Source organism: Tepidibacillus sp. LV47 (assembly GCF_048381575.1).
Classification (GTDB): domain Bacteria; phylum Bacillota; class Bacilli; order Tepidibacillales; family Tepidibacillaceae; genus Tepidibacillus.
In genome coordinates, this window is record NZ_JBLWIF010000009.1 from 1 (window position 1) to 18,382 (window position 18,382).

Consider the following 18,382-nt stretch of genomic DNA (forward strand, 5'->3'; position numbering starts at 1 on the left):
AGGGTTCGCTAAGCAGACACTGTTCAGTTTTCAAAGAACAAATTTCGTGACGACAAATTATATTATATAATATTTAATCATCATTTGTCAATGACTTTTTTATCGTTTGTTACCTATCATGAATCGAATATGATATATAATTGACTTTTAACGACGATTTATAATTTAACATATCAAAACTATGCATGTCAATATCGTTTTATGATTTTAATTTTTAGTGATATTGTCGGTTTCTTACATATTTTGAAAGTTCTTTGGAAGAAGCAAACCTTGAATATAATCGAAAAATTATTTGATATCTTTCCTCAATTGCTTTTCTTAAAGCGCCATCTATCCTTTCATCGCTTAAATCTAATAGCATTTCTTCTAATTCTTTTTTAATCATATACTCTAATTCATTACATTCTTTTTCGCTAAATAAGAACCCTAACATTGAATCACTCCAAATCATATTAATGATTATCTTGGTGAGTTCTGTATTTTTTAATTTTCCATATTTAAACAAAAAAAATACCTCGAATACGAGGTATTTTTTTTAAAAAAATTGGTTATAGAGTAGGCTCATACTTCTTCCCATTGATCGAAAAACTATAGGTTACTTCTGCATTTAATGATTTAGCTACAGAACAATAGGTTTCTTGAGTAAGTTTTATTGCTTTTCTTACTTTTTCTTCATTTAGGTCAGGACCTGTAAGATCGTAATGAACATTAATTTTGGTATACCTTTTTGGATGTTCATTGGCACGTTCTCCTGTAATCTCCATATTAAAGGTTTCAATTTCTTGACGCATTTTTTTTAAAATCGATACAACGTCCATTCCTGTACAACCACCTAATGCAAACAATAATGTTTCCATCGGGCGTGGCCCTTGATTTTGCCCACCTACTTGAGGCGCCGCATCAAGAAGTACTGAATGACCAGATTCACCTTTTCCTTCGAAAGCCATATTTCCTTTCCATTCTACATTTACTTTCACATCTACCACTCCTTATCTATGTAAATTTGATTAATGGTAAACCGTCTGTAAGAGAAATACTGTTAAAGTACTTTCAATGATCGCTGCAATAAACAATAGAATTGCTAACCCTAAACTTACAATCGGAATTTCTTTAAGTGTATTTAAAAAATTTTTAACGATATTGTCCTTTTTTCTTCTCATTCCTTGCACAATAAATTGAATTGTAGAAAAACCGACTTTCATTCCAAACGAACTGGCAATTAAAATAGCGGGAATTTCCAAAATGCCATGAGGTAAAATCCCCATTACAACAAACCCAATTGTCTTTCCTTGTTGAAATAGGAATTTAATTAAAAAACCAATCATAATCCCCTGAACCATTAAATTAACCATCGGATAGATGCCAAAGAGAAAACCGCTTAGTATCATCAAAATCGCAATGAGCAAATTATTGAAGAAAATGGTTTGAATCATATAGAATAAACTATTTTTTTCCCTAACTTTTTCTGCTATCGAGCCAATTTGCTTCAAAATATCTTGAATCATAGGATGGTTTTGCTCTAAAAACAAATAGCCAATGAAGATTCCTATGATAAACACTAATAAAGCTAAATATAGATATTTTTTAAGGTTTAATAAAACCTTCCAAAACAATAGGGTCAATTATATTCACCTCTTAACTATACAAATGTTATCATAACATATTTGCTCCTTTTTTGTCCTATCTGAAGTATAATAACATATCCTTGTCTAACATGCATACATATTTAAGTAAAGGTATAGGACAGGGGGCGAATCAATTGAGATTTATCCTTGCATTAAGCGGAAAAAAAATAAAACAATGGATTGTAATACTTACTGCTTTATTCTTCACCGTTGGGATTGTCTATACAGAACAAGAAAATATTAGTGTCTTTACAAATGGAGGAAAAAAAGCAATCTACAGCGTGAAAACGGACAAAAAACAAATCGCCTTAACCTTCGATATTAGTTGGGGAGAAAAAAGACCTGGTCCTATTTTAGACATTCTTGAACAAAAAGGACTAAAAGGGAAAGTTACATTCTTTTTATCTTCCCCTTGGAGTAAAGACCATCCTGAAATTGTAAAGCGAATCGTCGATGGGGGTTACGAAATCGGAAGCCATGGCCATAAACATGTAAACTATAGTGAACTATCCGATCAAGAAATCGAAAACCAAATTCTAAAAGCGGAATCGATTCTAAAAGATCTAACAAATCAAAAACCGACCTTAATCCGTACGCCTAATGGAGATTTTGATAGTCGTGTATTAAATATAGCGGAACGCTTAGGATATACGGTCATCCAATGGGATACGGACTCAAGAGATTGGATGAATCCAGGAGTAGATGAAATTATCAATCGAGTCTTAAAACGGGTTCATCCTGGAGATATTATTTTGATGCATGCCAGTGATTCATGTAAACAAACACATGAAGCTTTACCTGTGATTATTGATAAACTAAGACAACAAGGATATGAATTTGTAACTGTTTCTCAATTAATCGCTAATGCCAACGTAAAGTCAATTGAAATCGAATAAATATTCTCCTCCGTTTTTAGTATGGGAGTTTTTGTTCATTTCATCCATGATGGATAAACAGCCTTTTTTCATCACATATTAGCTAATAACAAAGGATTTGAACAAAAACGGAAGGAAGTATAAGCGATGAAAAAGAAGATGATAGTTCAATTATTTCTTCTCATGTTCTTCATAAGTATCTTTTTTAGTGGTTGTAATGCTGTCAAATCCCCCTCTTCATCTCCAGATTATAAAGAAATGAAACAAATGGTGATCGATATTCTTCAGACAGAAGAAGGAAAAAAAGCGATAAAAGAAGCTGCAGGGCAAAAACTACAATCTAACGAAAAAAAGCTTGCTATAGGTGACGAAGTAAAAAAAATTGTTCAAGATGAATTTCTCTCCAGTAATAATACAATGATATTAAAAGAAATGTATCAAGATCCTAAATTTACCTCTCAATTGGCAAAAATACTGAAAAAAGAAAATAAAAATCTAATGAAGGATCTAATGAAAGATCCTGAATATCGGAAAATGTTGCTTGAGGTAATGAATGATCCTGAATATCAAAAATTGGTTCTTGAACTTTTAAAATCAAACACCTATCGAAAACAAATGATGATGGTTATTAAGGAATCACTTGAAAGTCCCCTTTTTCAAGAAGATCTCCTCAAATTAATGAAAAAAGCAAATGAAGAAGCATTAAAACCAGAGGAAAAAGGAAAAGAAGACAAAGAGGAACAAAAAGGAAAGAAAAGCCAACAAGGAGGAACAAAATAATCAATCAATAAGAAAGGAGTAGCAAACATTGCCACTCCTTTTTTCTATTTATGATTAAGCTTTCTCTAACACTTTTTGTGCAAGTTGTTGATATAATTTAGCAATAACACTACCTTGGGGATATACAGAGGGTGCAAATTCTTCCTCATCATCCCGTTCTGGTGCACCTAATGGGATTTGAAGTAACAACTCCACCCCTAACTCTTCAGCTAATTTTTTACCACCATCTTTTCCAAAGATATAAGCTTTTTCTCCATTTGAACATTCATAATAAGACATATTTTCAACGACGCCTAAAATTTCATGATTGGTTTTTAAAGCCATTGTACCTGCTCTTGCAGCAACAAATGCGGCCGTTGCATGTGGTGTCGTAACAATGATTTCTTTGCTTTGAGGAATCGTATTATGCACATCAAGCGCCATGTCACCTGTTCCCGGTGGTAAATCTAAAATCATATAATCTAAATCATTCCAATGAACTTCATCAAAGAACGTTTTTAACATTTTTCCTAACATGGGACCACGCCAAATGACTGGAGAATTATCTGGTACAAAAAATCCCATTGACATAACCTGTACCCCAAAGCGTTCAACGGGTAAAATCAAATTATCAATCACGGTAGGTTTGTTCTCAATCCCCATCATATCAGGTACACTAAAACCATAGATGTCTGCATCGATTAAACCGACTTTTTTGCCTTCTCTGGCTAGAGCAACTGCCAAGTTTACAGAAACTGTTGATTTACCAACTCCACCTTTGCCGCTTGTGATTGCAATAAATTTGGTTTTTGAATCACTTCTTAATAGAGGAGAACCTTGTTGTGGAGTTAATGAAACTGTATTTTTAGGTCCTTGTAATTTTCGCGCTAAAGCCGCTCGTTCTTCATCAGTCATTGAACCAAATATGACATCCACTTCTTGAGCCCCAAGTGCTTTTATCGCATCTTCAACCTCTTTTTGGATATTTACTTTTAATGGACACCCTGGAACCGTTAAAACAACTTCTAAACTCACTTTATTGCCATCAATTGTGATATTGCGAACCATATCCAGTTCTACAATACTACGATGAATCTCTGGATCCTCTACCCCTTTTAGTGCCTCAAGAATCTGTTCTTTTGTAATCATTTTGACACCCCATTTAATTTTATAAATATTGCTAAATATATGAGAACAATCATCATTATTATAGCATAAAATTTAACAAATTTAATTTATTTTACATTATCATTCTTTTTTACATCCTCCATCGCATAATATTTTGCGATTCCCTGATAAATGGCAAATGCAACTTTTCTTTGATATTCTTCTGTTGCTAATAATTGTGCTTCGTATGGATTAGACAAAAAACCGACCTCTACTAATACTGATGGGGTATTCACATATTTTAATACCATAATATCGTTCCTTGGCAATGGAAGACGATCGGTATTTTTTAAACTTTTGGTGATTTCTTGCTGAATTATTTTTGCCATTAATTCATTCTCTTTGCGAACGGGATAATAAAAGGTTTGTGCTCCATGCCAACGTTGTGAAGGAATACTATTTAAATGAATACTAATTAAAAAGTCTGCCATACTGTCGTTAACCAGTCGTATTCGATTTTGTAGATCTTCCAACTTTCTTCTTGCTACCCCTTTTGTCCCCTTATCTGCGAGATCTACATCCGTCTCTCTAGTCATGATCACAAGTGCTCCAGCTTCATTTAAATAATCTTGCAAATACTTTGCAATCTTTAACGTAATCTCTTTCTCTACTAAGCCATTATCGCTAACAGCCCCACCATCGCTACCACCATGTCCAGGATCTAAAACAAGAATTTTTCCTGATAGGGGTAGATTAAAAGTAGACCAAGATTCGCTTAATGGAATATCGGAAAACATAATGAACGTTAACAAGATAATCGCTATTATAAAACCGATGATCTTCGTTAAACCAATGTTCTGAATTTTGTCTTTTAATTTTCTCCCCATTTGAACTCCTCCTATACTACCTACCTTTCTTGTCCTTTTATTTTTATGGGACGAGTTATGAAAATAGAACTAATTTTGTCCATAAAAAAAAGCACCCAATGAAATGGGTGCTTTTGTTTCCATATTAACGTTTAGAGAATTGTGGAGCACGACGAGCTGCTTTAAGACCGTATTTTTTCCGCTCTTTCATCCGTGGGTCACGTGTTAAGAATCCAGCTTTCTTTAAGATCGGACGGAAATTTGGTTCTACTTTTAATAATGCACGTGCAATACCATGACGGATTGCTCCTGCTTGTCCTGTATATCCACCACCACGTACATTTACCAATACATCATAAGAGTTTAAAGTATCCGTTGCTACTAATGGTTGTCTCACGATTAATTTTAAAGTCTCTAATCCAAAATAGTCATCAATATCGCGTTTATTAATAATGATTCGACCATCGCCTGGTACTAAACGTACACGAGCTACGGAATGCTTACGACGACCTGTACCGTAGTATTGTACTTGTGCCACCAGCTATACCTCCTCTTATTTTAAGTCCCTGATTTCCCATACTTCTGGTTTTTGAGCTTGATGTGGATGTTCTGTCCCAACATAAACTTTTAATTTTTTACCTTGTTTACGTCCTAGGCGATTATGTGGCAACATCCCTTTTACCGCTAATTCAACCATACGCTCTGGTTTATTTTTAAGCATATCTTGTGCAACAGTCACTTTTAACCCACCTGGATAGCCTGAATGGCGGTAGTATTTTTTCTTTTGTAATTTCTTTCCTGTTAAAACAACTTTATCCGCATTTAAGATAATCACAAAATCTCCAGTATCTATATGAGGAGTATATTGTGGTTTATGTTTACCGCGAAGGATGCGTGCTGCTTCACTAGCAATGCGACCAAGTTCCTTACCTTCTGCGTCAATAATGTACCATTTACGCTCAATTTCATTTGGCTTTGCCATGTAGGTACGCATCATTTTCCCTCCTAGATCGTTCTTTACCAATCATCATTTACATATTTACAATCAAACCTATTTATCTTAAACCGGGGCTAAATACTTGTTTAAAGTACCAAAGTTTATAATACTATATCTAAAATGCGGAGTCAAATACTTTTTCTATACATGATTCAGTTGTCTGAATAAAGCACATCCCAAAGAATCAGTCCTTGTGGCGGTGCAGTTAATCCTGCTAAATTACGATCCCTTTTAGCCAAAATTTTAGGAATCTCCTCTTTTTTTATTTTGGACCTGCCAATTTCTACAAGTGTACCTACGATGATTCGAACCATATTGTATAGAAAACCATTCCCAGTAATTTGGAAATAAATCTCTTTCCCTTCCTGCCATAGATCAAAGTGATAGATGGTCCGAACCCGATCTTTGATATCAGATTTTACCGAGGAAAAAGAGGTAAAATCATGTTCCCCTAAAAAAAAGCGGCTTGCTTCAATCATTTCATTCATATTCAGCGGATAAGGATAATGCCAAGTATAATGTCGTCTAAAGACATCAATAAACTGATCATTATAAATGGTGTAACGATATGTCTTTTTTTTCACATCAAAGCGAGAATGAAAGGTGATTGGTTTTTCTTCAGCAGAATATACCACAATATCTTCAGGTAATACAGAGTTTATTGCATTCGGCCATTTCGATATAGGGATAGAAGAATGGGTAATAAAATTACAAACTTGTTTTCGCGCATGAACTCGTGCATCGGTACGACCTGATCCAATCACCTTTACAGAAGAACCTGTTAATTTTTCGATGGCTTTTTGTAATTCCCCTTGAACCGTTCTTTGGTTTGGTTGTACTTGAAACCCATGAAAATAGGTCCCGTCATAACTTAATTCTAATTTTATGTTTCTTTCCTTCATTGTTTTCATTTCCTTAAAAACCATAATAATGTAAAAAATAAAGAAAAAATCAAAAAGAAAAGGAGATCTCTCCAAGTAAATGCAATCGTTCTTAACCTTGTTCTCCCTTTTTCCCCGCGATATCCTCTTACTTCCATTGCTGTTGCCAATTCATCAGCTCGTTTAAAAGCGCTGATCAATAAAGGAATAATAATCGATACCATTTTAAGCAATCTGTGATGAATTGGACCTGTCTCAAAATTAGCTCCCCTGGCCTTTTGTGCTTTGATGATCTTATCAGCTTCTTCCAATAAAATGGGAATAAAACGCAAAGAGATCGACATCATCAAAGCCAATTCGGAAACAGGCACCCTTAGCCATTTAAGGGGAAACATTAATTTTTCTAGTCCTATGGTCAGATCAATAGGAGACGTCGTTAATGTCAACATCATTGCAACAAAAACAAGTAATAATAAACGAATAGAAACGAGTATCGCTTGGTTTACCCCGTGTTCATAGATCATAATGTACTTCCACTTTAAATAAATCTCTCCGCCCTTTGTCATCGTAAGATGCATAATTATAGTAAATAAAATCAGCCAAAAAATTGGTTTTATACCCCTAAAGTAATAAGAAAAGGGAATCTTAGAAATTACCATTCCTAGTAATGTAAAGAGAAAAAGAACAAGATAACCTTGTAAATCATGAATAGAAAAAACAAGAATAATATAAATAAATAAAAATAGTAATTTGCTTCTTGGATCAAGTTTATGCAAATAAGACTCTGCCGGAACATATTGTCCAATTGTCATATGTTCAGAGAAACTCATTATTATTTTTTCCCCTTTTGCATTTCTCTACAATCTGCTCTTCTAATTCATCTAATGTAAAGCAATCGAGTGGTATCTTTTGTTCCAATCTTTGATTTAATTTTTGAATAAACTTGGTGATTTCTGGAATATCAAGCCCTGCTTGCTGAAGTGCGTCAACCTTTTGGAAAACTTCTTTTGGACTTCCATAAAGAGTTACTTTACCAGCATTTAAAACGATTAATTGATCCGCTAAATTGGCTACATCATCCATACTATGTGAAACAATGATCGTTGTCATTTTCTTCGTATGGTGTAATCTCTTTACCATCTCAAGAATCTCTTTTCTCCCTTTAGGATCTAATCCTGCAGTTGGTTCATCCAAAATCAAAATCTCAGGTTGAAAAGCAAGCACTCCTGCAATCGCAACTCTTCGCATTTGACCTCCGCTTAACTCAAAGGGAGAACGGTGAGCAAATTGATCATAACGAAGTCCTACTAAAGCCATCGCTTCTTTCACAAGCTGGATGATCTCTTCTTCTTTAAAACCAAAGTTTCTAGGTCCAAAAGCGATATCCTTTTCCACTGTTTCTTCAAAAAGTTGATGTTCTGGGTATTGAAAAACAAGTCCAATTTTCTTTCTTAAAGCGATTGAAGTTTTCTTTTTTAGTGAAGACCATTCTATATTACCAATACGAATTGTACCTGTTGTTGGTTGAACCAAACCTGCTATTAATTGGATGAAAGAAGACTTACCTGACCCAGTATGGCCGATGATTCCCGTAACCGTCCCACTTTTAATCGTGAGATTCAACGGATATAATGCTAATCGTTCAAATGGGGTTCCTTTGTTATACGTTAAAGATACATTTTCTATATGAATGTCCATAGTTTCATAATAAGCTCCTCTTCATCTACTATAATGTCTTTTAGTAATCCTTTTTCTATTAGGCGATTGGATAAGTCAACAGAGAGTGGAACATCTAAACCAATCTCTTTTAATATTTGACCTTGCGTAAAAATTTCCTTCGGCGTTCCATCAAGAAGAACTTTCCCTTCATTTAAGACAATCACTCGATTGGCAAAAAGAGTTTCTTGAATAAAATGGGTAATATGGATAACCGTGATGTTTTCCGTTTCATTTAAACGTTTTGCTGCCTCAATGACCTCTTTCCTTCCTTGAGGATCGAGCATGGAAGTCGCCTCATCAAAAATGATCACCTTAGGCTTCATCGCCAAAATTCCCGCTATCGCCACTTTTTGCTTTTGTCCTCCAGATAAATAATGAGGTTCCACATGTTTGTAATCCATTAGTCCCAATTTCGTTAGTACTTCATCAACACGAATACGTATTTCCTCTGAGGGAATTCCCTGATTTTCAAGTCCAAATGCCACATCATCTTCGACAGTAGGTGCAACGATCTGGTTATCAGGGTTTTGAAAGACAATCCCTATCGTTTTTCTTATTTCCCAAATGTCTTCTTCATTTTGTAAGGGTTTTCCATTAATCACTATTGAACCTTTTTCTGGTTGAAGAATACCTATTAAAAGTTTAGCTAGAGTTGACTTTCCTGATCCATTGGGCCCTAATACAGCAATAAATTGGCCTTTTTGTAAATCCAATGTTAGATCTTTTAAAATTGGTTCTTTAGAATGGGGGTATCGAAAAGTTAAATTTCTAATTTGAATAATCGGATTCATTCCTTTTTCCTCCAGTATAAAAAAACTTCTATCGAAGTCTTCTCGAAAATATAGTCGAGGCCTTCTTTAATGGAGGGTTTTATATGTTCAAGTTTCGGAAAAAAGAAAAAGGGTACGAATCAGAATCTATGAATAGATTCTGCCCTCACCCTTTTTATAATAACTATTCTACTAATTCTAGATATACCATTGGTGCAGCGTCTCCACGGCGAGGACCAAGCTTTAGAATCCGAGTGTATCCTCCTTGGCGTTCAGCGTAACGTGGTGCAATATCACTAAATAATTTTTGAATTGCGTCTTGTTTTGTTTCCCCATCTGCAATTTCTTTTCTCACATAAGCAGCTACTTGGCGGCGAGCATGTAAATCACCGCGTTTTGCTAATGTGATCAACTCTTCAGCGATGGAACGAACGGCTTTTGCCTTTGCTTCAGTCGTTTCAATCCTTTCATTGATGAACAAATCTGTCACTAAATCACGAAATAATGCTTTACGAGCAGCTGTATTACGTCCAAGCTTTCTTTTTGGCATTCCTTGTCCCTCCTTTGGCCATAAATTAAAACTTAGTCTTCTTTACGGAGTGATAAACCAAGCTCACTTAATTTTTGTTTTACTTCTTCTAGCGACTTACGACCAAGATTCCGAACTTTCATCATATCCTCTTCCGTCTTCGTGGTTAGTTCTTGAACAGTATTAATACCCGCTCGTTTCAGACAATTATAAGAACGAACAGAAAGGTCTAACTCTTCAATCGTCATTTCTAGAACTTTTTCTTTTTGGTCCTCTTCTTTTTCGACCATAATTTCTGCTTCTTTTGCTTCTTCTGTTAAACCAACGAATAGATTTAAGTGTTCAGTAAGAATCTTCGCACCTAAACTTACTGCTTCTTCAGGGCGGATACTTCCATCAGTCCATACTTCTAAAGTCAATTTGTCATAGTTAGTAACTTGTCCTACACGAGTATTATCAACGGTAAAGTTTACTCGTGTAATTGGAGAATAAATAGAATCGATTGGAATAACACCAATCACTTGTTCCTCGCTTTTGTTTCGCTCAGCAGGTACATAACCACGACCACGGTTTGCACGCATTTTCATATGAAAACGAGCATTCTCTTCAACAGTGGCAATATGAAGATCAGGATTTAAAATTTCCACATCGCTGTCTGCGCGAATATCGCCAGCAGTAATCTCGCCACCATGATCAGCTTCAATCTCTAAAATCTTTTCTTCATCAGAATGTATTTTTAACGAAAGCTTTTTTAGGTTGAGAATAATTTCCGTCGTATCTTCAACAACCCCAGGAATCGTAGAAAATTCATGCAATACACCGTCAATTTGGATCGAGGTTACTGCTGCCCCAGGTAAAGAAGATAATAGAACTCTTCTTAAGGAATTGCCTAATGTCGTCCCATAGCCTCGTTCTAATGGCTCAACCACAAATTTGCCATAAGTAGCATCATCGCTAATTTCGACGACATCAATTCGAGGCTTTTCAATTTCGATCATGAATAAAAACCCTCCTTCTAAACGTCCATTTCCAAATGGCATTCATGGTTATTCGAGGGTAAAGTACAAAGAAAGAATCACGGTGATACCAAGTTTTTAAGCTTTCATCTTAGAAGTGAATCTTGTTGAGAGACATACTTACCCTAGTTTACCTTAACTATTATTTACATTTTTAGGTAATCTATACTTCTATTATGAATTCATTACACGCGACGGCGTTTAGGTGGTCTACATCCATTATGAGGAATTGGTGTTACGTCTTTAATCACACTTACTTCAAGACCAGCTGCTTGTAATGAACGAATTGCCGCTTCACGACCAGAACCAGGCCCTTTCACTAATACTTCTACTGTTTTCATACCGTGTTCCATTGCGCTTTTTGCAGCAGCTTCAGCTGCCATTTGGGCAGCATATGGAGTACTCTTTCTAGAACCTTTAAAGCCAAGTGCACCAGCACTGCTCCATGAAATCGCATTACCATGTGGGTCAGTTATCGTTACGATTGTGTTATTAAATGTAGACTGAATATGAGCAATTCCGTGTTCAATATTTTTTCGATCACGTCTTTTTGTACGTATTGTTGTTTTTCTTTTCGTAGCCACTATCTATCCCTCCTTACTTTTTCTTATTTGCTACAGTGCGGCGTGGGCCTTTACGTGTACGTGCATTGGTCTTCGTTCTTTGACCACGAACTGGAAGACCACGACGATGACGAATACCTCTATATGAGCCAATTTCGATCAGGCGTTTAATATTAAGCGCCACTTCACGTCGAAGATCTCCCTCAACTTTAACGTTTTTATCAATATAATCACGCAATTTTGCCACTTCATCCTCGGTTAAATCGCGAACGCGAGTATCTGGATTAATTCCAGTCTCTTTTAAAATTTTATTTGAAGTGGGGCGACCAATCCCGTAAATATAGGTTAACGCAATTTCTACTCGTTTGTCACGAGGTAAGTCTACACCTGCGATACGTGCCATTTGTACACCTCCCTTTAATTAACCCTGTCTTTGTTTGTGTTTTGGATTTTCACAGATTACCATAACTTTACCTTTACGACGAATAACTTTACATTTTTCGCAAATTGGCTTAACGGATGGTCTTACCTTCATTTTTTTACCCTCCTTAAGTGAAAAGACGAACGAAAAGTTTACTTTAAGTCTGATTTTATTTATAACGATAAATAATTCTGCCTCTGGTCAGATCATAAGGAGATAATTCAACGGTAACTTTATCCCCTGGTAGTATCCGAATGAAATGCATACGAATCTTGCCTGATACATGTGCTAGAACTTTATGGCCATTTTCTAATTCTACACGAAACATCGCATTGGGTAATGGCTCGATAACAGTACCTTCAACTTCGATTAAATCTTCTTTAGCCATGGTTCACACTCCTTTCATTTCTTCTTCATCATTCTTATTCAAGTGATTTGTAAGGAAATCTTGAATAACATAGCGCATTTTCGCATTGGTAACTTTTCCTGTATCCTTGATTGCACGAAGTACTTCTTGTGAAATATGTCCAGTAGATCTCACATGACGAATGTTTTTTTTCTTTGGCTTATCAAATTTTCTCTTATCACCATCGGCGATAAGTAACCGATCATTTTCAAACCCGATTACAATCGCATACTTACCCGTTTCACGGCCTTTTGTAACCTCTACGATTTCACCAATTTGAAAATTATGCTCAACTTCTTTCATAAATGCCTCCTATAGTTTTGTAAGAATTTCATGACCGGTTTCTGTGATCACAATCGTATGCTCAAAATGTGCACATAAAGAATGATCCTGTGTGACCACTGTCCAACGGTCACTTAAGGTTTTTACAAAACGTTCACCGGCATTTACCATTGGTTCAATCGCTAAAGTCATCCCTGGTTTTAATCGAGGACCGCGATTAGGAGGACCGTAGTTCGGGATTTGTGGATCTTCATGTAAATTTGCACCAATTCCATGACCGACGTATTCACGAACGATTGAAAAACCATGTGCTTCTACATAGTTCTGAATCGCATGTGAGATATCGGATAAGCGATACTCAGGGGTTGCTTTTTCCAAACCTTTATATAAAGACTCTTCTGTCACTTGTAAAAGTTTTGCAGCCTCATCTGAAATTACCCCAACAGGATAGGTCCAAGCAGAGTCTCCATGATACCCCTTATATTCAGCCCCGATATCAATACTAATAATATCTCCTTCTTTTAATACACGGTCACTAGGTATGCCATGAACTAATTCGTCATTTACTGAAGTACAAATGCTTGCTGGAAAGCCACCATACCCAAGAAACGAAGGAGTAGCACCTTGGCTTCGAATAAAGTTCTCAGCAATTTTATCTAACTCTTTTGTTGTAATTCCTGGACGAATATAACTTGATAAGAGTTGGTGTGTCTGTGCGACAATTCGGCCAGCAATTCGCATCAGGTCAATTTCATAAGTGGACTTACGTATGATCATTACGCCTGACCTCTCAACAATTCTTTGATAGAGTCAAAAACTCTATCAATTTCTTGGTTTCCGTCGATGATTCTCAGTACGTTTTTATCTTTATAGTATTTCAACAATGGTTCAGTTTGTGACAGATTCACTTCTAAACGAGTTGCAACAGTTTCCTCTTTATCGTCATCCCGCTGATAAAGTTCACCACCGCATTTATCACAAACACCTTCTTTTTTCGGTGGGTTATACACGACATGATATGTTGCACCACATTGACGGCATATTCTACGTCCTGTCAGTCGTTTTAATAGCCGATCTTTGTCTACTTCAATATAAATGACATGATCAATCTTCTTCTTTAATTCCTCTAACATCTGATCTAGTGCCTTTGCTTGTTCTACTGTACGTGGAAATCCGTCTAATAGAAAACCTTTTTTACAATCATCATTACCCAAACGTTCACGAACAATACCTATGACGACTTCATCGGGGACCAACAAACCTTTATCCATATAGGACTTTGCTTTAAGCCCTAATGGAGTTCCTTCTTTAATCGCACTTCGAAACATATCTCCTGTTGAGATATGTGGGATTTTAAATTCATCAACGATCCGTTCCGCTTGGGTCCCTTTCCCTGCACCAGGTAAACCCATTAGTACGATATTCAAAAAACATCCCTCCATCAACCTAATCAAACTCGATCGACGCTTATCTCTATCTCTCTATTATCGTTTTAAAAATCCATCATAATGACGCTTCACTAATTGGGTCTCAATCTGTTTCATCAGATCAAGGGCAACCCCGATGACAATCAGTAATGAAGTACCCCCAATCCGAACAGATTGTGGAAGATCTGTTGCTGCGGTAAAGATGACTGGCAAAATTGCAATGGCTGCTAAGAAAATGGCTCCGGTCAAAGTAATACGGTTTAATACTTTTGTGATGTATTCGGCAGTGTTTTTTCCAGGTCTTACTCCTGGAATAAACCCACCATTCTTCTTCATATTTTCAGCTAATTGAACTGGATTAATCTGTACAAATGTATAGAAATAGGTAAATCCAATGATGAATATAACATAAAGAAAACCGCCGAAAGGATCCGCATAATTAAAATGCTGGATAAACCAATCTGCAACTTTATTCCCTCTCCAGAAACTCGCAATGGTTGATGGAAACATCAATAAAGAGAGTGCAAAAATCACTGGAATTACACCTGCTGAGTTAATGCGAAAAGGAATATGCGTCGATTGACCGCCATACATTTTTCGGCCAACAACCCGTTTTGTGTAGTTTACTGGAATTTTGCGGACACCTTGATAGACGAAAATAGTCCCAGTAATAATGAGAAGAATTGCTAATAATATAAGAATAAATTTGATAATCTGTAAGAATAATTGATCACTGGCAGTTTTAAACTGAGTTTGATAAATGGCAATGATACTATCTGGAATTCCTGCAATAATTCCTGCAAAGATGATAATTGAAATACCATTACCAATCCCTTTTTCTGTGATCTGTTCTCCAAGCCACATTAAAAAAGCAGTTCCTGCTGTTAAAGTAATAGCAATAAGCAGGTAAGTTGTTAATCCAGGATCAATAATCAACTGTCCACCATAGAAGTTATTAAAACCAATGGACAAACCAATCGCTTGAATAAAACCAAGAACAATTGTTCCATAACGGGTGATTTGAGCTAATTTTCTTCGTCCATTTTCCCCTTCACGTGCCCATTCCGCAAATTTTGGTATGACATCCATACTTAACAATTGAACGATAATGGACGCAGTAATATAAGGCATAATCCCCATCGCAAAGATAGAGAAATTCCGAAGGGCTCCACCTGAAAAGGTATTGAGAAAACCAAAAATATCCCTTTCTGTTAGAACAGCAAGTATTTTCGTATTAATATTGGGCACTGGAATAAAACTTCCAATACGGAAGACGACTAGCATAAGAAGGGTAAAAATAATCTTCTTACGCAAGTCGCGAATCCGAAAAATATTGGAGATCGTATTAAACATTAGATCACCTCAGTTTTACCGCCAGCAGCAGCAATTTTCTCAATTGCAGATTGAGAGAACTTATGAGCCTTTACTGTTAGCTGTACATTTAATTCTCCATTTCCTAAGATCTTCACGCCATCTTTTATTTGTTTCACTAAACCTTTTTCTTTTAATAATTCAGGCGTCACCGTTGTACCTGCTTCAAAGCGATTTAACGCATCTAGATTAACAACCACATATTCCTTACGCATTGGATTTCTAAAACCCCGTTTTGGTAAACGGCGATATAAAGGGTTTTGCCCCCCTTCAAAACCAGGGCGAACACCACCTCCAGAACGAGCATTTTGACCTTTCGTTCCGCGTCCAGCCGTTTTACCATTTCCCGAACCAATACCGCGACCAACACGTTTACGAGTATGACGTGCTCCTTCAGCTGGTTTTAATTCATGTAGTTTCATGGTTTCACCTCCTTAGAGTTTTAGAAGAATTATTCATCAACTTCCGTTACTTCAACCAAGTGGTTCACTTTATTGATCATACCACGTATTGCAGGATTATCATTTTGAACAACTGTTTGGTTAAGTTTACGTAACCCTAAAGCTTTCACGATCTTACGTTGAGCTTCTGGGCGACCAATTAAACTCCGCTTGAGGGTAATTTGAAGTTTTTTCATTAAATATCCCCCCTATCCTAACAGTTCTTCTACGGATTTTCCACGTAATTTTGCAACTTCTTCTACGCGTTTTAAACGACTAAGACCATCAAGTGTAGCTCTCACCATGTTGATTGCATTTGAAGAGCCAAGAGATTTACTTAAAATATCTTCAATTCCAGCTAATTCAAGTACCGCACGAACAGGACCACCAGCAATTACTCCAGTACCTTCAGCAGCAGGTTTTAAGAAAACCTTACCAGCACCAAATTCACCAGTGATGCTATGAGGTATTGTTGTTCCAACTAATGGTACATGAATTAAGTTCTTCTTTGCATCTTCAATTCCTTTACGAATGGCATCAGGCACTTCAGCAGCTTTACCAATTCCTGCTCCAACATGGCCATTTTTATCTCCAACTACAACTAAGGCACTAAAGCTGAAACGGCGACCACCTTTTACAACTTTGGCAACACGGTTGATCGCAACGACCTTTTCTTGAAGATCAAGTGCATTTGGGTCAATACGCATGTGTTTCCCTCCTTTTTATGAACGTTAAAACTTAAGCCCAGCCTCACGAGCAGACTCAGCAAGTGCTTTTACACGGCCATGATATAAATATCCACCACGATCAAATACAACATTTTCAATTTTCTTCTCTAATGCTCGTTTTGCAATAAGATTTCCGACAAGTTTCGCTGCTTCAACAGAGCCACCATTTTTAACTTGATCCTTTAATTCTTTGTCTAATGTTGAGGCAGCTACTAATGTTGTCCCAGCAACATCGTCAATGATTTGCGCATAAATATGCTTATTTGAACGGAAGACATTTAAACGTGGGCGTTCTGCAGTTCCAACAATATTTTTACGAATACGTAAATGTCTTCTTTTACGTATTTTATTTTTGTCACCTTTGTTAATCAAGCTAGATTCACTCCCTTCACTTCAACTGATAAATTATTTACCAGTCTTACCAACCTTACGACGAACATGCTCATTTTGATAACGAATACCTTTCCCTTTGTATGGTTCTGGTTCACGGATTGAACGGATTTTTGCCGCAACTGAACCAACAAGTTCTTTATCAATACCTTTTACTATAATTTTTGTTTGTTCTGGAACATCAAATTCAATTCCGTCTTCAGGTACAACTTCAACAGGGTGAGAAAAACCTAAGCTTAATACAACTTTATTTCCTGACTTGGATGCGCGATAACCAACACCAACAAGTTCAAGCGTTTTTTGATAACCGTTTGTAACACCCTCGATCATATTATAGATAATACTACGTGTTGTACCATGTAATGCACGGTGTAATTTTTCTTCAGATGGGCGCTCAACAATGACTTGATTTCCTTCGACCTTAATGATCACATCTTTATGGAATGTTTTTATTAAAGTCCCTTTAGGACCTTTTACTGTCACTTGGTTATTTCCATCAATTGTTACTTCCACACCAGATGGAATATCGATGGGTTTTTTTCCTATACGAGACATATCTACACCCCCAATCGTTTTTCAGATGATTACCAGATGTATGCAATGACTTCTCCACCAACTTTAGCTTTGCGAGCTTCTTTATCGGTCAAAAGCCCTTGGGAAGTGGAGATGATTGCAATTCCTAATCCACCAAGCACTTTAGGGATTTCATTTGTTTTTGCATACACACGAAGTCCTGGTTTACTAATACGTTTTAAACCAGTAATTACTCGTTCATTATTTGGACCGTATTTTAAGAACAAGCGAATAATCCCTTGCTTATTATCGTCAATATATTCGACATCACGGATAAAACCTTCACGTTTTAGAATCTCTGCAATTTCTCTTTTCATCTTCGAGCCTGGTACTTCTACAACTTCATGGCGTACAAGGTTTGCATTACGAATACGAGTTAACATATCAGCAATCGGATCTGTCATCGCCATGTAGATAACCTCCTTCCTAAAATAGGCTTACCAACTTGCTTTTTTAACGCCAGGAATCTGACCTTTATAAGCAAGTTCACGGAAACAAATACGACATAATTTAAATTTACGCATTACAGCATGTGGTCGTCCACAGCGTTCACAACGTGTATATTCTCTTACTTTAAATTTTTGACGGCGGCGTTGCTTTGCGATCATCGATTTTTTTGCCACGCTATCTTCCCTCC

30 protein-coding genes are annotated in these 18,382 nt (G+C 36.4%); 2 read left to right on the forward strand and 28 right to left on the reverse strand.

Annotated elements, in window-relative coordinates; all coding sequences use genetic code 11:
* Positions 1-214 precede the first annotated feature (214 nt).
* From ACMW72_RS10045 to ACMW72_RS10055, 3 genes are all read right to left on the reverse strand, one after another.
* A complete protein-coding gene (locus ACMW72_RS10045; protein WP_418368705.1) occupies positions 215-433 on the reverse strand; it encodes a hypothetical protein in 219 nt (72 codons plus the stop codon).
* A 115-nt stretch (positions 434-548) separates the two neighbouring features.
* Positions 549-977 carry an OsmC family protein gene (locus ACMW72_RS10050; RefSeq protein ID WP_418368706.1) on the reverse strand — a complete coding sequence of 143 codons (429 nt, stop codon included), beginning with the start codon at positions 975-977 and terminating at the stop codon, positions 549-551.
* Positions 978-1,007: 30 nt separating this feature from the next.
* Positions 1,008-1,622 carry a stage II sporulation protein M gene (locus ACMW72_RS10055; protein ID WP_418368707.1) on the reverse strand — a complete coding sequence of 205 codons (615 nt, stop codon included), beginning with the start codon at positions 1,620-1,622 and terminating at the stop codon, positions 1,008-1,010.
* Positions 1,623-1,759: 137 nt separating this feature from the next.
* Between ACMW72_RS10055 and pdaB the strand changes: the two genes are divergently transcribed.
* A complete protein-coding gene (pdaB, locus tag ACMW72_RS10060) occupies positions 1,760-2,521 on the forward strand; it encodes a polysaccharide deacetylase family sporulation protein PdaB (protein WP_418368708.1) in 762 nt (253 codons plus the stop codon).
* 126 nt (positions 2,522-2,647) lie between these two features.
* Positions 2,648-3,280 (forward strand): spore germination lipoprotein GerD, encoded by a 633-nt coding sequence (gene gerD, locus ACMW72_RS10065; protein WP_418368709.1) that lies wholly within the window; start codon positions 2,648-2,650, stop codon positions 3,278-3,280.
* A gap of 54 nt (positions 3,281-3,334) precedes the next feature.
* Here gerD and ACMW72_RS10070 read toward each other — a convergent pair whose 3' ends face one another.
* From ACMW72_RS10070 to ACMW72_RS10190, 25 genes are all read right to left on the reverse strand, one after another.
* Positions 3,335-4,408, reverse strand: coding sequence for an Mrp/NBP35 family ATP-binding protein (locus ACMW72_RS10070; protein WP_418368710.1), 1,074 nt, complete (start codon positions 4,406-4,408; stop codon positions 3,335-3,337).
* An 86-nt stretch (positions 4,409-4,494) separates the two neighbouring features.
* On the reverse strand, positions 4,495-5,253 hold the full coding sequence (gene cwlD / locus ACMW72_RS10075; RefSeq protein ID WP_418368711.1) for an N-acetylmuramoyl-L-alanine amidase CwlD: 759 nt from the start codon (positions 5,251-5,253) through the stop codon (positions 4,495-4,497).
* 124 nt (positions 5,254-5,377) lie between these two features.
* Positions 5,378-5,770 (reverse strand): 30S ribosomal protein S9, encoded by a 393-nt coding sequence (gene rpsI / locus ACMW72_RS10080; protein ID WP_418368712.1) that lies wholly within the window; start codon positions 5,768-5,770, stop codon positions 5,378-5,380.
* Positions 5,771-5,785: 15 nt separating this feature from the next.
* On the reverse strand, positions 5,786-6,229 hold the full coding sequence (gene rplM, locus ACMW72_RS10085; protein ID WP_418368713.1) for a 50S ribosomal protein L13: 444 nt from the start codon (positions 6,227-6,229) through the stop codon (positions 5,786-5,788).
* A 152-nt stretch (positions 6,230-6,381) separates the two neighbouring features.
* Positions 6,382-7,131, reverse strand: a complete 750-nt coding sequence (gene truA, locus ACMW72_RS10090; protein ID WP_418368714.1) for a tRNA pseudouridine(38-40) synthase TruA — start codon at positions 7,129-7,131, stop codon at positions 6,382-6,384.
* A gap of 5 nt (positions 7,132-7,136) precedes the next feature.
* Positions 7,137-7,940, reverse strand: a complete 804-nt coding sequence (locus tag ACMW72_RS10095) for an energy-coupling factor transporter transmembrane component T family protein (protein WP_418368715.1) — start codon at positions 7,938-7,940, stop codon at positions 7,137-7,139.
* Complete coding sequence (locus ACMW72_RS10100; RefSeq protein ID WP_418368716.1) at positions 7,927-8,808, reverse strand: energy-coupling factor transporter ATPase; 882 nt, start codon at positions 8,806-8,808, stop codon at positions 7,927-7,929. The genes ACMW72_RS10095 and ACMW72_RS10100 overlap by 14 nt, the downstream gene beginning before the upstream one ends.
* Positions 8,793-9,620, reverse strand: coding sequence for an energy-coupling factor transporter ATPase (locus tag ACMW72_RS10105; protein ID WP_418368717.1), 828 nt, complete (start codon positions 9,618-9,620; stop codon positions 8,793-8,795). The genes ACMW72_RS10100 and ACMW72_RS10105 overlap by 16 nt, the downstream gene beginning before the upstream one ends.
* A gap of 163 nt (positions 9,621-9,783) precedes the next feature.
* Positions 9,784-10,149 (reverse strand): 50S ribosomal protein L17, encoded by a 366-nt coding sequence (rplQ, locus tag ACMW72_RS10110; RefSeq protein WP_418368718.1) that lies wholly within the window; start codon positions 10,147-10,149, stop codon positions 9,784-9,786.
* 32 nt (positions 10,150-10,181) lie between these two features.
* Positions 10,182-11,126: a DNA-directed RNA polymerase subunit alpha gene (locus tag ACMW72_RS10115; protein ID WP_418368719.1), complete on the reverse strand. Its 945-nt coding sequence runs from the start codon at positions 11,124-11,126 to the stop codon at positions 10,182-10,184.
* 203 nt (positions 11,127-11,329) lie between these two features.
* Positions 11,330-11,728, reverse strand: a complete 399-nt coding sequence (gene rpsK / locus ACMW72_RS10120) for a 30S ribosomal protein S11 (protein ID WP_418368720.1) — start codon at positions 11,726-11,728, stop codon at positions 11,330-11,332.
* Positions 11,729-11,741: 13 nt separating this feature from the next.
* Entirely contained in the window at positions 11,742-12,110 is a 369-nt protein-coding gene (gene rpsM, locus ACMW72_RS10125) for a 30S ribosomal protein S13 (RefSeq protein WP_418368721.1), read from the reverse strand.
* Positions 12,111-12,128: 18 nt separating this feature from the next.
* Complete coding sequence (gene rpmJ, locus ACMW72_RS10130; RefSeq protein ID WP_029091518.1) at positions 12,129-12,242, reverse strand: 50S ribosomal protein L36; 114 nt, start codon at positions 12,240-12,242, stop codon at positions 12,129-12,131.
* 55 nt (positions 12,243-12,297) lie between these two features.
* Complete coding sequence (infA, locus tag ACMW72_RS10135; RefSeq protein ID WP_418368722.1) at positions 12,298-12,516, reverse strand: translation initiation factor IF-1; 219 nt, start codon at positions 12,514-12,516, stop codon at positions 12,298-12,300.
* A gap of 3 nt (positions 12,517-12,519) precedes the next feature.
* A complete protein-coding gene (locus tag ACMW72_RS10140) occupies positions 12,520-12,837 on the reverse strand; it encodes an RNA-binding protein (RefSeq protein WP_418368723.1) in 318 nt (105 codons plus the stop codon).
* A gap of 9 nt (positions 12,838-12,846) precedes the next feature.
* Positions 12,847-13,593, reverse strand: coding sequence for a type I methionyl aminopeptidase (gene map, locus ACMW72_RS10145; RefSeq protein ID WP_418368724.1), 747 nt, complete (start codon positions 13,591-13,593; stop codon positions 12,847-12,849).
* Positions 13,593-14,243, reverse strand: a complete 651-nt coding sequence (locus ACMW72_RS10150) for an adenylate kinase (RefSeq protein ID WP_418368725.1) — start codon at positions 14,241-14,243, stop codon at positions 13,593-13,595. The genes map and ACMW72_RS10150 overlap by 1 nt, the downstream gene beginning before the upstream one ends.
* Before the next feature lie 57 nt (positions 14,244-14,300).
* Positions 14,301-15,596 carry a preprotein translocase subunit SecY gene (gene secY, locus ACMW72_RS10155; RefSeq protein WP_418368726.1) on the reverse strand — a complete coding sequence of 432 codons (1,296 nt, stop codon included), beginning with the start codon at positions 15,594-15,596 and terminating at the stop codon, positions 14,301-14,303.
* A complete protein-coding gene (gene rplO, locus ACMW72_RS10160; RefSeq protein ID WP_418368727.1) occupies positions 15,596-16,036 on the reverse strand; it encodes a 50S ribosomal protein L15 in 441 nt (146 codons plus the stop codon). Before rplO ends, secY begins: the two co-directional genes overlap by 1 nt.
* A gap of 29 nt (positions 16,037-16,065) precedes the next feature.
* Positions 16,066-16,251 (reverse strand): 50S ribosomal protein L30, encoded by a 186-nt coding sequence (rpmD, locus tag ACMW72_RS10165; protein WP_418368728.1) that lies wholly within the window; start codon positions 16,249-16,251, stop codon positions 16,066-16,068.
* 12 nt (positions 16,252-16,263) lie between these two features.
* On the reverse strand, positions 16,264-16,761 hold the full coding sequence (gene rpsE, locus ACMW72_RS10170) for a 30S ribosomal protein S5 (RefSeq protein WP_418368729.1): 498 nt from the start codon (positions 16,759-16,761) through the stop codon (positions 16,264-16,266).
* Between the two features lie 24 nt (positions 16,762-16,785).
* The gene (rplR, locus tag ACMW72_RS10175; protein ID WP_418368730.1) at positions 16,786-17,154 is read right to left on the reverse strand and encodes a 50S ribosomal protein L18; all 369 of its coding nucleotides are present in this window, start codon (positions 17,152-17,154) and stop codon (positions 16,786-16,788) included.
* Between the two features lie 33 nt (positions 17,155-17,187).
* Positions 17,188-17,727 carry a 50S ribosomal protein L6 gene (rplF, locus tag ACMW72_RS10180; protein ID WP_418368731.1) on the reverse strand — a complete coding sequence of 180 codons (540 nt, stop codon included), beginning with the start codon at positions 17,725-17,727 and terminating at the stop codon, positions 17,188-17,190.
* Positions 17,728-17,756: 29 nt separating this feature from the next.
* Complete coding sequence (gene rpsH / locus ACMW72_RS10185; RefSeq protein WP_418368732.1) at positions 17,757-18,155, reverse strand: 30S ribosomal protein S8; 399 nt, start codon at positions 18,153-18,155, stop codon at positions 17,757-17,759.
* A gap of 27 nt (positions 18,156-18,182) precedes the next feature.
* Entirely contained in the window at positions 18,183-18,368 is a 186-nt protein-coding gene (locus ACMW72_RS10190) for a type Z 30S ribosomal protein S14 (RefSeq protein ID WP_418368733.1), read from the reverse strand.
* Positions 18,369-18,382: the final 14 nt, after the last annotated feature.

Coding starts and splice junctions, on each gene's coding strand:
- ACMW72_RS10045 (WP_418368705.1), bottom strand. CDS start 433: ATGTTAGGGTTCTTATTTAGCGAAAAAGAATGTAATGAATTAGAGTAT.
- gerD (WP_418368709.1), top strand. CDS start 2,648: ATGAAAAAGAAGATGATAGTTCAATTATTTCTTCTCATGTTCTTCATA.
- ACMW72_RS10070 (WP_418368710.1), bottom strand. CDS start 4,408: ATGATTACAAAAGAACAGATTCTTGAGGCACTAAAAGGGGTAGAGGAT.
- cwlD (WP_418368711.1), bottom strand. CDS start 5,253: ATGGGGAGAAAATTAAAAGACAAAATTCAGAACATTGGTTTAACGAAG.
- rplM (WP_418368713.1), bottom strand. CDS start 6,229: ATGATGCGTACCTACATGGCAAAGCCAAATGAAATTGAGCGTAAATGG.
- truA (WP_418368714.1), bottom strand. CDS start 7,131: ATGAAGGAAAGAAACATAAAATTAGAATTAAGTTATGACGGGACCTAT.
- ACMW72_RS10095 (WP_418368715.1), bottom strand. CDS start 7,940: ATGAGTTTCTCTGAACATATGACAATTGGACAATATGTTCCGGCAGAG.
- ACMW72_RS10100 (WP_418368716.1), bottom strand. CDS start 8,808: ATGGACATTCATATAGAAAATGTATCTTTAACGTATAACAAAGGAACC.
- ACMW72_RS10105 (WP_418368717.1), bottom strand. CDS start 9,620: ATGAATCCGATTATTCAAATTAGAAATTTAACTTTTCGATACCCCCAT.
- rplQ (WP_418368718.1), bottom strand. CDS start 10,149: ATGCCAAAAAGAAAGCTTGGACGTAATACAGCTGCTCGTAAAGCATTA.
- ACMW72_RS10115 (WP_418368719.1), bottom strand. CDS start 11,126: ATGATCGAAATTGAAAAGCCTCGAATTGATGTCGTCGAAATTAGCGAT.
- rpsM (WP_418368721.1), bottom strand. CDS start 12,110: ATGGCACGTATCGCAGGTGTAGACTTACCTCGTGACAAACGAGTAGAA.
- rpmJ (WP_029091518.1), bottom strand. CDS start 12,242: ATGAAGGTAAGACCATCCGTTAAGCCAATTTGCGAAAAATGTAAAGTT.
- infA (WP_418368722.1), bottom strand. CDS start 12,516: ATGGCTAAAGAAGATTTAATCGAAGTTGAAGGTACTGTTATCGAGCCA.
- ACMW72_RS10140 (WP_418368723.1), bottom strand. CDS start 12,837: ATGAAAGAAGTTGAGCATAATTTTCAAATTGGTGAAATCGTAGAGGTT.
- map (WP_418368724.1), bottom strand. CDS start 13,593: ATGATCATACGTAAGTCCACTTATGAAATTGACCTGATGCGAATTGCT.
- secY (WP_418368726.1), bottom strand. CDS start 15,596: ATGTTTAATACGATCTCCAATATTTTTCGGATTCGCGACTTGCGTAAG.
- rplO (WP_418368727.1), bottom strand. CDS start 16,036: ATGAAACTACATGAATTAAAACCAGCTGAAGGAGCACGTCATACTCGT.
- rpmD (WP_418368728.1), bottom strand. CDS start 16,251: ATGAAAAAACTTCAAATTACCCTCAAGCGGAGTTTAATTGGTCGCCCA.
- rpsE (WP_418368729.1), bottom strand. CDS start 16,761: ATGCGTATTGACCCAAATGCACTTGATCTTCAAGAAAAGGTCGTTGCG.
- rplF (WP_418368731.1), bottom strand. CDS start 17,727: ATGTCTCGTATAGGAAAAAAACCCATCGATATTCCATCTGGTGTGGAA.
- rpsH (WP_418368732.1), bottom strand. CDS start 18,155: ATGGCGATGACAGATCCGATTGCTGATATGTTAACTCGTATTCGTAAT.